At 69.6% G+C, this 12591-nt stretch carries 11 protein-coding genes and 1 pseudogene; 7 read left to right on the top strand and 5 right to left on the bottom strand.

All coding sequences use genetic code 11. The features are described from left to right. The 4 genes and pseudogenes from ACIQVZ_RS41220 to ACIQVZ_RS41205 form a co-directional block, all read left to right on the top strand. Nucleotides 1–1406: DNA/RNA non-specific endonuclease (locus ACIQVZ_RS41220; protein ID WP_402457961.1), on the top strand; the 1406-nt coding region annotated here is incomplete at its 5' end. Nucleotides 1407–1440: 34 nt separating this feature from the next. Further along, nucleotides 1441–1986 (top strand): SMI1/KNR4 family protein, encoded by a 546-nt coding sequence (locus ACIQVZ_RS41215; RefSeq protein WP_402457958.1) that lies wholly within the window; start codon nt 1441–1443, stop codon nt 1984–1986. Between the two features lie 387 nt (nt 1987–2373). Then, nucleotides 2374–3012, top strand: coding sequence for a hypothetical protein (locus ACIQVZ_RS41210; protein WP_402457955.1), 639 nt, complete (start codon nt 2374–2376; stop codon nt 3010–3012). Between the two features lie 187 nt (nt 3013–3199). After that, nucleotides 3200–3757 (top strand): annotated as a pseudogene (locus ACIQVZ_RS41205) (helix-turn-helix domain-containing protein); the annotation flags it as partial. Here the strand turns inward: ACIQVZ_RS41205 and ACIQVZ_RS41200 are convergent. Beyond that, nucleotides 3725–4348 carry a helicase associated domain-containing protein gene (locus ACIQVZ_RS41200; protein ID WP_402457953.1) on the bottom strand — a complete coding sequence of 208 codons (624 nt, stop codon included), beginning with the start codon at nt 4346–4348 and terminating at the stop codon, nt 3725–3727. The pseudogene ACIQVZ_RS41205 and the gene ACIQVZ_RS41200 overlap by 33 nt on opposite strands. Before the next feature lie 233 nt (nt 4349–4581). Here ACIQVZ_RS41200 and ACIQVZ_RS41195 point away from each other — a divergent pair, with 233 nt between their 5' ends. Next, nucleotides 4582–6147 carry a HEAT repeat domain-containing protein gene (locus tag ACIQVZ_RS41195; protein ID WP_402457950.1) on the top strand — a complete coding sequence of 522 codons (1566 nt, stop codon included), beginning with the start codon at nt 4582–4584 and terminating at the stop codon, nt 6145–6147. 241 nt (nt 6148–6388) lie between these two features. Here ACIQVZ_RS41195 and ACIQVZ_RS41190 read toward each other — a convergent pair whose 3' ends face one another. Continuing rightward, the gene (locus ACIQVZ_RS41190) at nt 6389–7141 is read right to left on the bottom strand and encodes a hypothetical protein (RefSeq protein ID WP_402457948.1); all 753 of its coding nucleotides are present in this window, start codon (nt 7139–7141) and stop codon (nt 6389–6391) included. 728 nt (nt 7142–7869) lie between these two features. On the opposite strand from ACIQVZ_RS41190, the gene ACIQVZ_RS41185 reads away from it, so the two are divergent. Then, the gene (locus ACIQVZ_RS41185; RefSeq protein WP_402457947.1) at nt 7870–8463 is read left to right on the top strand and encodes a hypothetical protein; all 594 of its coding nucleotides are present in this window, start codon (nt 7870–7872) and stop codon (nt 8461–8463) included. Continuing rightward, nucleotides 8460–8615, top strand: a complete 156-nt coding sequence (locus tag ACIQVZ_RS41180; protein ID WP_402457944.1) for a hypothetical protein — start codon at nt 8460–8462, stop codon at nt 8613–8615. Before ACIQVZ_RS41185 ends, ACIQVZ_RS41180 begins: the two co-directional genes overlap by 4 nt. Nucleotides 8616–8622: 7 nt before the next feature. On the opposite strand, the gene ACIQVZ_RS41175 is transcribed toward ACIQVZ_RS41180, so the two are convergent. From ACIQVZ_RS41175 to ACIQVZ_RS41165, 3 genes are all read right to left on the bottom strand, one after another. Continuing rightward, the gene (locus tag ACIQVZ_RS41175; protein ID WP_402457941.1) at nt 8623–9018 is read right to left on the bottom strand and encodes a hypothetical protein; all 396 of its coding nucleotides are present in this window, start codon (nt 9016–9018) and stop codon (nt 8623–8625) included. A gap of 7 nt (nt 9019–9025) precedes the next feature. After that, entirely contained in the window at nt 9026–9337 is a 312-nt protein-coding gene (locus tag ACIQVZ_RS41170) for an ATP-binding protein (protein ID WP_402457939.1), read from the bottom strand. 216 nt (nt 9338–9553) lie between these two features. Then, nucleotides 9554–12022 carry a Helicase associated domain protein gene (locus tag ACIQVZ_RS41165; protein ID WP_402457963.1) on the bottom strand — a complete coding sequence of 823 codons (2469 nt, stop codon included), beginning with the start codon at nt 12020–12022 and terminating at the stop codon, nt 9554–9556. Nucleotides 12023–12591 lie beyond the last annotated feature (569 nt).

Genomic DNA, 12591 nt, shown 5'->3' with positions numbered 1-12591 from the left:
CCGGCAGCGGTACCTTCGCCTCCCGCGACTCCTGGCAGCTGGGCACCAACCCGTCCGTCCAAGGGAACCGGTTCACGTACGGCAACGGCGATCCGGTCGACTCGACAGATCCGTCAGGGCACGACACCTGCCAGAGCATCCGACGTTTTGTGCCCTTTCGCATCCCGCTTGTGTGTTTCCCCCCGGAGGACCCAAACTGGGTGCCCACCAAGTGGGTGATTGGGCCGGGTTATTGGCTAGACGGGTTTCCCGATGATGGGCCCGCTAGGCCGCAGATCAACTGCGACAAATACTGGTGGACGACTGACTGCGGCGGCTCCGGTTTTAGGCAGGCGCCCGCGCCGACATCAACGAGTGAACTCAACAGGGGAGTCACAGCGACCATCGAACTCGGGCGAATCAGTCGCGGAGGAGGTTCAGATGGCGGAGCGCACCCCAAGCCGGCCCCGCCCTACCGGCGCCCCAGTCCGCACACGCCCCCCGGCCCCACCCTGCCCCGGCCCAAGCCGCCAACGGATACCCGCCCGATCAACGACAACGACCGCCTGCACGCCAACCCCGACCCGATCGACTTCTTCACCGACACCATCGTCACCATCGGCACCGCCGTCGTCTCCAGCGTGGTCGTTGAAGGCGTTCCGGCCGTTGTCGGCACCGCAACCGCCGTCGGCGCCGGCATCGTCGCCGGCACCGACGCCGTGATCGACCTCCTCACTGAGTCGGAGCCCAAGCCGATTCCCGGCCCGCGCCCCCGCGATCCGGGGGGAGAAGACAAGCGTCGAGGCCAGAGCTGCCAGCGCGACGGCGCGGGCTGGGTCGACATTGGCCCGGTGGATGTCGGCAACGGTGGGCGAGCCACTGGTATCACGGCCTGCCTGGACAGCGCCTACCTGAGTTCGCATAAGGGCAGCAGCACGGACGTGAAGAATGGCATCAAGCCCGCTGGCTACGACTGGGCCCGGAAGCAGGTGGGCTACTGGGGCGGGAATACCCGCGACGTACACGCCTGCCACGTGCTAGGGGCGCAGCTGTCCGGATCCGGCACCAACCTTGCCAACCTGGTCACCTGTGGCAGCGATGCCAACTCCTACGTCGGGAAGAAGAAGCTGAGCGGCTCCAATCCGGGCCCCATGGACAGCATGCTGACCTTCGAGGACAAGGTGAAGAATCAGGTCGATGGCGGGAACACAGTCCTCTACCAGGTGACCCCACACTACGCGGGCAGCCGGAACGTACCCTACGAGATCGAGATGTCCTACATCGCCTGGAACAAGGACGGCTATCTGATCGGCGCGGACCACGACAAGACGTCGAACCTGATCTACACCGCAGGGAGCGGCTGGAAGAATCTCGGCAGCTCGATTTACAGCGGCACTGGGCAGGACGCCGGGCAGTACGGTGACTGATCGAACCGCGCCATCCCACGGAGGAGACACCGCCATGGTCCACCCGGCAATCACCCGCCTCTCGGCCCTGCTTGGGGAACCGAGCGTCCTGGGCGACACCGTTGATTGGGACGAGCTGGCACAGACCACGGGCCTGCGCCTGCCCGCCGACTACCGCGACTTCGTTACGCTCTACGGTGGCGGCGAGCTAGACGAGTACCTCGGCGTCAGCACGCCGCCGGTGGCTGGCTCCCTGTGCGGCGACCTCGTCGACGGACTGGACTTCGACCCGAGGGAGGAACCGGGGGCCCCTACCGGCACCGCCCCGGAGGACCTGGAGGAGGGGAGACTTCTCCCCTTCGCGAGGAGCGCCAATGGCGACGTGGTCTTCTGGCTCTGCGACGCCCGGGACCCGGACAGCTGGGACGTCGTTGTCTTCAAGCGCCAACCCCTCTACGGGGAGGAACGCTGGATCCGCTTCGAGGCGGGCTTCGGCGACTTTCTACTCGGTACACTCGGCGGCACGCTGCCGAACCCGTTCAGCGACAGAGGCTTTGCCGAGTCGCCGCACGCATACCGTAACTGGCGGCAATCGCTGTAACTCGAATGGTGTTCACGTACGGCTGCCGGCGGTGGATGCGATCTGCTTCGTGGACCCGAGCGTTATCGACATCGTCCTGGCCGTCGATCGGGCGCTGCGTCAGCCCTACCGGCAAGGCAAGGTGTCCTGGGTTACCACTCCCGCCTACCTCCCCTCGCCCGAGGTCCACGACACGGGCGAGGCGGTGAAAGCCGAGACTGAAGCATCGTTGTTCCGCACGATCCTCCGGGTCGTGTGGGTTCTGTTGGCCCTCGCGGCGCACGATGCCAGGGTGGTTGGCCGGATAGCCGAGTTGCGCAGCAAGCGTACCCAGGCCGCCCAGCACACCACCATGACCACTGCCTCCGAGGAGAGCGGCGAGGACGGCTGCGGGTCTGGGAGGACGCCGTGCCCGTCATCGCGACCACGCTGGAGCTGCTGGCCGCCCGCGGGCCGCTCGGGCCCATCTGGTGGCGCTACGGCCGCTCGGGCCGGCACTCCCCCATCGAGGCGTTGGAGAACCCGAACAACCGGGCCGCCTACGACCAGCGCCAGAAGGCCCGCGAGAAGAAGGCCCGCCAGGCCCACCGCGAGCTGATGCGGACCCTGGCCTGCGTGGACTGCGGCAACGTCCCCGAGGCGGAAACCACCTGGGTGTACGGCAGCCGCGAGTGGACCCGCCGACCCGGCGGCCGCTGCTGGACCTGCCACCAAGACCGCAACGAGCGGCTGGAACGGGAGGCCGAAGAACAGCTGGAGGCCGCCCGCACGGCGAACGCCGCGGTGCGGCCGTGTTGGACGTGCCGGGGCTCGATCGGCGGGGAGGAGGGCTCGGTGTTGGAGCTGACCGGGAAGGCCGGCCCTGGCCGGTTGGAGTGCCCGCGGTGTGAGCGGGACCGTGCCGAGAAGGACTTGAGCCCGTTGGTGCTGCCTGCGCCGACCAGGCGCGAGCTGGTGGCCGCGCTGGTCTCAGCCTCGGACGATCCGTGGTGGGAGGAGCGGGTGCTGCACGCGAAGCTCTACCCGGCGAAGGGCCGCAGGGTGTGACCTGTTGAGACGATGGCTGTACCGGGAACAGAACTCTTCGAAGCGATCCGCCGCGACCACCGGGCAGGCGACAGGTTGCCCTCGTCCCTGGCCGCCCGGCACCACGTCTCCCGCGCCACCGTCATGGAGGCCCTGTCGACCCCTTGGGTTCTAGGAGTCGTTGCAACACCCCAGTTCAGGGGATGCATTGGACTTCGAGATCCGTAAGGACCGGACGCCTCAGGGCCCGCGGAAGCTGACCCGGGAACGGGCGGCATACTCCCGGCTCATGCAGCAGGGCTACAGCAACAAAGAGGCATGCCGGATCGTCGGCATCGACGAGCGGACTGGCCAGAAGTGGCGTAACGGGCGCAAGCCCACCGGGACGCAAAGGACGGCACTGCTACCGCTGCGAGCGGTAGCAGAGCCGTCCGGTCCGTCCCGGTACCTGCGCGAGGACGAGCGCATCCACATCGCCGACCGGCTGCGAGAGCGGGCCACCGTGCGGGCGATCGCGGCCGAGCTGGGCCGCAGCCCCTCCACGATCAGCCGCGAGATCCGGCGCAACCGCCACCCGGGCAGCGGGAGTTACCGGCCTCATGCCGCACAGGCCCGCGCCGACGCCCGCCGACCCCGCCCCAAGCCCGGCAGGATCAGCCAGAGTCCGGAGCTTCGGGAGTTCATCCAGCATCACCTGGACAAGCGCTGGAGCCCGGAGCAGATCTGCCAGTCTCTACGGGACACCTTTCCCGAGCTGCGCGAGCTGGCCCGGCGTGAGCTTCGCCCGGCGGGCTTTCTGGGTGTTGAGCCAGGTGTCCAGGGCGAAGCGCGACACCACCATCTGCTCCTCACCCCCAGGACCCGCTTCTACGGCCTCCACCGGCTCCTTGTGCGGGCGGGGCACCCGGGGATGCCGCTCCCGCTTCACGAACTGGGCAAGGGCGGCCAGACCCTGCTGGAACCGGTCCGCGCGGGAGACTTTCGGCTTCGCCACGGCCGCCGCCCGCGCGACGGCCAGCTCCTGGTCCTCCTCGATACCGACCGCGGTCAGCAGGTCCCGCTGCTCCTGGTCGAGCGCGGCGAAGCCGGCACGCTGCGCCCGCACCCACCGGCCGAGGGGCTCACCCTCGAAGACGACGTCCTCGGGCAGCCGCGCCCAGCCGACGCGGCCGTCGCTCTCGAGCCACCACTGCCGCGCGGTGGCGTAGGCGCGCTGCCAGGTGAGGCACCACCAGGGGTCAATCTCCTCCAACGCGGTCCGCCGTTCCGGCGACAGCGTGCCCGGCCCCCCGGCCGACACCTGGGCCGCGGTGATGATCGGCGGGGTGTTTTCAGCAGGTTCGGCGTTGCTTTTCATCCTGGCGCGGGTGGCTGTCCTTCCTGTTCGGGGGCGTTTGGGGAGCGGCAAGTGGTGAAGGGCAACGCGGAGGTGGTGGTGAAGCATCACGCCGAAATGCGTGAAGAACGGATGCCGATCGTTATCAGAGCTGCTGGGGTCGAGCCAGCGGCCGGGCGGAGGCTCCGCAGCGGGGTTCTTGATGGCGTCGTATACAGGGGCGTCAGGTCGGCGGGCTGCGGCAGGATGGCACGGTGAACTTCTTTCTCCGTCGTCAGCAGCCTGTCCCGCCCTCGCCGTCGTCTGCCGGCGGGGATGCCCTGGAGCGTGTCCGGCTGCTGGTTGCCGGAACGCGGCCCCGGGAAGGAAGTGCGCTCGAGGAGCTGATCGCCGCGCTGCTGGAGGTCGGTACGGCCGGGGATCGTGAAGACCCGATCGAGGCTCTCCACGTGCTGACGGAGCGTCCGGCGCTGCTGCTGCGCCTGGACGCCTTCATACGGCGGGAGTCGTGGTACGCGACGCGCCCTGCCCCCTCGCTCACCGAGGCCGACCTGGTCACGCTCGTCCTGGCAGCCTCGCACGCCGATGGCCGCATCCGCGAGCGCGCGGTGCGGCGGATGCTGGACCACCAGCTCCCCGAGATGATGCCGTTCCTCGTACTGCGCACCAGTGACTGGGTCCGGCAGGTACGGGAGACGGCCTCCGCGGGGCTGGCCGTGCTGCTCCACGAGAACCCCCTGCTGGCCACCGCGGCGACCGTGCGCACGGCCCTGCTGGTCAACCGGCGCCAGCGCGGCTCCTTCGCCCACGGCCAACTGCTCGTGCCGTTGCTGGCCGAGTCGGGCACGGCCCTGTCCGGAAGGCTCCTCACCGCCCCCGAGCCCTCGGTGCGCCGCTTCGTCCTCGACACCGCCGCCCATCGCCTGCGGCTTCGTGACCTCGCGGTTCTCGCCGAGAGCGACCCCGACCGGCAGGTCAGGGCCCGGGCAGCCGAGGCCGCCGCCCGGCAGGCAGTGTGGACCGACCAGGTCGAGCTGCTGCGCCGGCTGGCCCGCAGCCGTCACGCCGAGGTACGGATCACTGCCCTCACAGGGCTGATGCGCACCGGTTCCCCCAAGGACGTGGTGCCGTTCCTCGACGACCCGTCCGCGCTGGTCCGGGCCCTGGCGCGGGAGGCAGCGCGCCGCACCGGTACGGATTCACTGGCGTACTACCGCGCGGCCGTCCAGGTTGCCGAGCCGCAGGCCGGGGCGGTCGCAGGGCTCGCCGAAACCGGTAGCCGGGCTGACGGCCCACTGCTCACCGCCCTCCTGGACAACCCGGCCCCTCAGGTCCGCGTCCATGCGCTGCGCGCCCTGCGGAGCTTCGACGCGGTGCCTGTTCCCCGGGTCACGGTGTTGCTGCGGGACGGCTCCACCGCCGTGGTCAAGGAGGCCGCCATCACCCTCGCCCCCAATGCCACCCGGCTGCCCGCCGACCTGCTGTGGGACATGCTCGCCGACCCGCACCGGCCGACGGTCCGACGGGCCGGCTACCGGTTGCTGAACCGGCGCGACCGCCTCACCGCACTGCGCGCCGCACTCCTCGTGAGCGGCGATACCCACCCCCGACTCGCTGCCCAGGGCAAGACCGACGCCACCACACAGATCCGCAACCTGGCCCCGCACCCCTGGCGCACCCGCCCGGTCCCGTCCCTCGACGCCAGCCCCGCACAGGCCGCCCAACTGCTCGCCCTGGCGGAGCAGCGCGGTACCGAGATCACCGAGGACGTGGTCCAACTGCTGCGTGACGTACTTCGCCTGCTGCCTGGCAGCCGGTAGCCGAGACGGGCGAGCGCACACCAGCCGACGACTCGCCGCGCTGTTCCAGGTACCGATTGGCCGCTGCCCGTGTTCGGCGTGTGGTCACCGGGTTCGGCGTAGGCATTCACCCCTGGCCAGCGGCGGCGGGCGTGGTCATAGCTGGCACGCTACCGACTTCGAAACTGCCCTGCGTCCTGGTCGGCTTTCCCCGTTCCGGCCCCGGCTTCGTTGTTCCCGCAGTCTTGGCCGGCCCAGCCGGTCAGCGGGCGGCGAGGTGGCGAGAGATCCGCTCGACCGCGTCGAGCTGGGCGGTGATGAGGCGTCGGGCTTCCCAGATGACGGCGGCCACGTCGGTGGCCCGTGGGTGGAGCGGCGGCAGGTCGTGCGGCAGGCAGACGCGGCCGAGCGCCGCGAGGTCGACGGCGGGGATGCCGAGCAGGCCCGCGAAGCCGGCGACCAGTTCGGGCGTCACTTCGACGGTGCCGCGGCCGATTCCGCCAATGGTGGATGCCGCCAGATAGATCCGCCCGCCGGTCACCGCGTACAGGGCCTTGGCCGTGCACGTCCACTTGAGGTTTCGGTTGTGCGTGAGTTGCAGGAGTACCGCGCCGAAGCCCGGCTCGTACCGGTGGTACGGCCGGTGGGTCCCGCCCCGTCCCGCCCGCGATACAAGGGGCTGCGCCCGGATCGCGTCCAGCAGCGGGCGCCGGTTCTCCGCGGGCATGACCATCGTGTCGTAGACGACGTGGCTGACCGACCAATGCGGATTGCGGGTGACCGGTGTCAGGCCATCGGGTACCGGCTGCCCGGCGAGGACGAACAGGTCGGCGGCGTGCAGGCCGAGCACCGGCCCGACGCTGCTGAGCAGCCGTTCGGTCGGCGGTTGCCCGTCGAGCACGGCCTGCAACTCCTCCAGACCGGTGCCGGCCGCCGTCGAGAGCACGCAGCCGTCGAGCGCTCGACGCCTCAACAGGCGCGCCAGCAGCGCGCCGAACTCCAGTACTCCTGTCATCCCGTCAGCCTATAGACCTGCGCAGAGGCCAGCTGGAGCCCGCCCGGGTCCCTGTGCGGAACCGGCGTTTGGCGCCGGCAGACAGGTCCGCGTGTGTGAGTTCCTACCGCTGCGCCGAGGGTTGAGTGGCCCTTGACTGGCGCTTCTCATGAGTCCAGTGGGAATCGTTTGATTCATCCGTTGAGACGCCCGTCCTGGTGTTCCCACTCGAGTCTCCATCCACGAAGGAAGCCCGACCGGTCCTGACCTGCCGACTCCGTCGGTGCACGGGAATCACGTGAATGTCCCGGGAATCCCAACGCCGCCCGCTACGCCCACTCGACGCCGTGTTCGGCGAGCTGGCCGAGCTGGCCCGGGGTGAACTTGTCCCGGCGGGCCTTATGGTTGTTGAGCCACGTGCCCAGCGCGAAGTGCGACACCACCACCCGCTCCTCACCCCCGCACCCGCCTCCACAGCCTCCACCGGCTCCTTGTACGGGCGAGGCACCCGGGAATGCCGCTCCCCGCCCCACGAACTGCGCCAGGGCCGCGAGGCCCTGCTGGAACCGGCCCCCCACGGGACACCGCCGGCTTCGCCGCGGCGGCGGCCTTCGCGGCGGCCAGCTCCTGGTCCTCCTCGATGCTGATCGCCGTCAGCAGGTCCCGCTGCTCGGCCTCCAGGCCCGGCTATCCGGGCCCGCTGCGCCCGCCCCCGCAGCGACCGCACCCTGGAGACCGCCCTGGCCACCATGCGTGACCTGGCGCTCTTCCTGGTCGCCGAGAAAGACAAGGACGACTGGTCTCTTGTCGATGTGCACGACATCGAGGCGTTCCTCGCGACACTGCCCAAGGCCCGAAAGCGCCGGCTGACGGTGCTGCGGCAGTTCTTCCGGTTCGACCGTGCCCAAAAACTGGTGCCGGTCGATCCGACCCGCACCCTCACCGTCAAAGAGGCGAACGGCTCCCGCGGCCGGACCCTCACCCTCGACCAGCAGCGTCAGATCTTCCGGCGCTGGACGACCGACGAACGAGTGCATCCGCACGAGGCCCTGGTGGGTATGCTCGCCCTGCTGCATGGCGCCTCCAGCCCAGAGGCCCGGATGCTGCAGATCGACGTCATCAACGACTCCGCCCGGACAGTCCGGCTCGGCAAACGGCCCCATCCCGTTCCCCTCGATCCGGCCTCCTGGACGGTCCTGCAGCGGTGCCTGACCCACCGAGCGGCATGGCGGACCGACAATCCCCACGTCATGGTCACCAAGGGAACGAAGGCCAGGCAGAGCCCGGCCTCAACTGCCTGTCTCTCCCACGTCCTTGACGACTGCGGTTCCCGTCCCGGATGATCCGCAGCACCCGGCTGGTCGACCTGGTGAACACCCTGGACCCCAAACTCGTCGCCGCCGCGTTCGGCATGGACTCACAGGCCACACTCATCTATCTGTCCGACCACATCGACGAGACCCGCATGTCGGGGTGGAACGTCTCCCAGAACTGATCTCCGGTCAGAGTTCGTAGGGGTAGAGAGCGATGTTCTCGCGCTCGACGTAGAGCTCGACCCAGGTGCCGCCGACGCCGTCAGGCAATGGATCTGCCAGATCCAGCAGGATCACCGTGCCATCCAAGTCCAGCATGCCGACACCGTCTCCCGCGAGGCTCAGCCGTCCTCGCAGGACAACGCAGTGTCCGCCGGGGCGGATCTCAGGCCCGGCACCGACAGCCGGCTTGGCGTTTCGCCCCCAGAAGATCTCCTCATCGACCGTCCATTCCACGTGGTAGTCGCCCAACTCGGCGGCCGGATCCCCGCACCAACGCACCGCAGTGCCGCCGATGGCGGTGTTGACCTGAGCCAGCAACCGGTTCCCCGGGAATTTCGCGATCTTCTCTACCTCCACCAGCACTAGTCGATCATGCAGCATCCACCTCGCAAGGGGAACCCGTGCTGTTCAGGCACCGCCTGGCACAGGTTCGCCGGAACATGCGCGTTTTCGAGAGGTGAAGGTTGCTGGTCACCACCACCGAGCGGCGTTCGTAGGCGGCGTCGATGACGCGGTAGAACGCCTCAGCGGCGGCCTGCCCGCAGGGCAGCATGCCGATGCCGTCGACGACGATGAAGTCACATCGGGCGATCTTGTTGACGGCTCGGGTGACGGAGTTGACGACGGCGGCTCGGCCGAGGTTGGCCGTGAGCGACTCCAGGGTGAACCAGCAGACCTGCAAGCCGGCGTCAGTGACGACTCCACCAGGACCTTCGCTGCCCCTGCCGCCGACCCCCGTCCCTGTCCCTGGAAGGCCGTCAGGCCTCCCTCGCCGGGGCCCGGCCGCCTTGCTCACCGGACCCGGCGGCCATGGGCGGCGTGAGGCGGCCCGGGGGCGCGTCTCGGCGGGCGCCGGGCCCACCCGGGCCCACCCGGGTGCCCCTGCCCCTGTCCTCGTTCAGCGCCAGTCGAGTCCGAGCGCGGCGAGCCGCTCCAACTGCTCCGGGGTGAGTCTGGCCCGGCGGGTCTTGGTGTTGGAGATCCACACCCCGAGCTTCACCTCCACCGTGCCGCCGTCACCGTCCTCGACCGGCTCGACATGGCCGCGGGGGACGGTCACCGTCCCGGTGCGTTCCCGGTACCGGGCGAGCGCGGCCAGCCCGCGGTCGAAGGCGCTCGGAGCCCCGCCGCCGGCCCGCCGCCCACCCGCTGCGCCCCTCACCCCGCCCGCTACGCCTTCCTGCCCGGCCGGGGCCGCGAGCGGTTCGATGCCGAGCACGGCCAGGCGCCCCTGCTGCCCGTCCATCAGCCCCTGCCACACGATGTGCTGACGCTGGCGCTCCAGCCACCGCCCCACATCCAGCCCGTGCACCGTCACCCCCGGCAGCAGATCCGCCAGCTGCGCCCCGCCCTCAACGCACTCCCGCACGGCGGCCCAGTGGCGCTGCCAGTCCAGCGGCCACTCCGGGTTCCAGTCCGGGTCGATCCCGGCGAGGGCCTCGATGCGGTCGGGGCGCTCCGCGAGGACACCGGGGCGGCGCTGGTTGGACAGCCACTGCCCGACCGGCTTGTCCAGCGCGATGGCCGTGCGGGGAGCAGCCAGGGTGCCGTGGTGGGCGTAGTACTCGCGGGCGGCGGCCAGGTTCTCCTCCCACGCCGCGTCCAGCGGGTCCCACACCATCCCCAACGCTTCCAGCCGCCAGGCCCGCTTGCCCTCCATCTCCGACGCCGCGTAGGCCTTGCGCTGCTCGCTCACCCAGTGCCCCAGCGGGTACATCTGCTGCGGGTCGAGGCCGGCCCTGGTGGCCTCGCGGTGGTCGAACGGCACCCGCAGATGCCCCTCCCGCTTGGCGAACTTCTCCGCGGCCGACCAACCCCGGGCCCAGTCCTGCCGCTCCGTGTCGATCACATTGAACGAAACCCACTGCGCAACCATCACCGGATCCCTGGGAGCCGAGAAACGCAGCAGCATCCGGCTTTCCCGCTCACCCTCCTCAGGAGCCGGACCGATATCCGTGGACGGCTCCACACTGGCATTCTGCTCGGCCTGAGGGATCGCCAGCAATTCCACGGCCTCCTCGTCATGAGCCCGCAAAGCCTGAAGCACACTCACCAAAGGCCGGTAACTCCCAGAGGTGAACATGTCCCGCGCCTGCTCACCCTCCTTCAGAAAGACGGGCACGATCAGCGAAGCCAGCTTCCCCTCGCCAGGCTGCTGCCTGAGCGCCCGGCCGATGGCCTGGACGATGTCGTGCGGCGCGCCCTTCGGGTCCAGCAGGGCCACCGAGTCCACGGCCCGAATGTCCACGCCCTCACCCAGCACCCGACACTGCGCCAGCACGGCCCGCCGCGCGCTGCGCCCGAACTCCGCCAGCACCCGCGCCCGCCGCTCCCCGGCGTGCTCACCCTTGAGCCAGTCCGCCCAGATCCGCTCCGGATAGAACTCCGGATCACCCACGTGCAGCCGCTGCGCTACCGCCGGCAGCCCTTCCGCGAACGCCTGGGACTCTATGGTCCGGTGGTGGAAGGTGATCATCGTCTGGAGGCCGTGCTGCGCCATGGTGTGGAGCATGGCGGCCTGGAGCGCGCCGAGCCGCTGCCCGCGGATCTCCTCCTGGCGCCGCTCCGGGCTCATGAGCTTCTCCGGGGTGACCACCGGGTCGGTCAGCTCGACCACGATGATCTGATACCGCGCCAGCAGACCCCGCTTCACCGCCTCGGACAGCGGTAGCTTCCACGCGACGGGCCCGAAGATTTCAAGATCATCCATGGATGCGGCCATCTCTTCCGGCATCCGCTCGTGCCGGTAGCCCTCGCGCAGATCCCAGGCCGGCACCGGCCGCTCCTGCCAGATACGTGGAGTCGCCGTCGCGTACAGGCGCCGCGCCGCCGGGATCTCCGCCTGGTGGTGGATCGCCGCCCACGCCTTCCCCAAGCTCCCACTGGTGCGGTGCGCCTCATCGACCACCGCCAGGTCCAGCGGGTCCAGGTTCTTGCCGTAGGCGCCCTCGAAGGCCTCCGCCAGCACGCCCAGCGAGCTGTAAGTGGCGAAGATGGTCACCGGCCCGCTCTCGTGCCACATCGCCAGCCGGATCGGGTTGGTGGTGCACCGCACGTCCATCGACCACAGCTCGACGTCGTCCTGCATCCCGCACACCGCGACCGCCGGCCCGGTGTGCCCGACCTCCCGCCACGCCTTGATCGTCTGCCCCAGCAGGGCCAGCGTCGGCACCAGGACGAGCACCCGGCCGCGCGGCGCCATCCGCCGGGCGACCGCCGCGCAGATGTACGTCTTCCCGGTCCCGCAGGCCGCGTGAATCTGCGCCCGCAGCCCGTCCGCCGGAATCACCCCGCCCGGCGGGATGTCCAGCGCGCGAATGATCGCGTCAACCGCCTCGATCTGGTGGTCACGCAACTCGATGGGCATGTCCCCGATCCTTCCATGGAATGCCGGAGGGGATTTCCTTGACCACACGATGCCCGCAAGAGAGTCGAACAGCGGGGGTGTGTCTGCAACACTGACTCTACACAGTGCATCACTGTGATGCACTGGGCCTGCCGAAGGTCTCCACTCCGGAGTGATGCATGGCATTATTCGGGTATGAGCTCGCACTGCAGGTGGCATGCTTCTCTCGTGGCGACGGCTTCGAGGTGGCTGGCGACGGGCGTTCAGGGTGGGCGGAGCGAAGCGGAGTCCACTGGGCTCGACGGGAAGTATCGGCCTTGACGGTCAGCGGGTCGACTGGGCATCAACTTCGGGGGATACGGTGGAATTCCTGAGCCTACACAGTGCCGCACGTGATGCACCCGCCCTCCCAGTCAGCCAAAGGATTCCCGCTTGCGGGAATCCGGGTAAACCCGCGAAGCGGGTTTACCGTCCGCTTCTGAATTCCGCTTGCGGAATTCCATTCCCGCGCTTGCGCGGGAATTTCCGCCGAAGCGAAGCGGAGGCGCATCCTGCCCGGCGGCTTGCCGCCGGGGTACCCGCTCCGCGGG

It is taken from the genome of Kitasatospora sp. NPDC098663, from assembly GCF_044760075.1.
Lineage (GTDB): Bacteria > Actinomycetota > Actinomycetes > Streptomycetales > Streptomycetaceae > Kitasatospora.
This window is presented reverse-complemented; position numbering and strand designations above follow the sequence as displayed.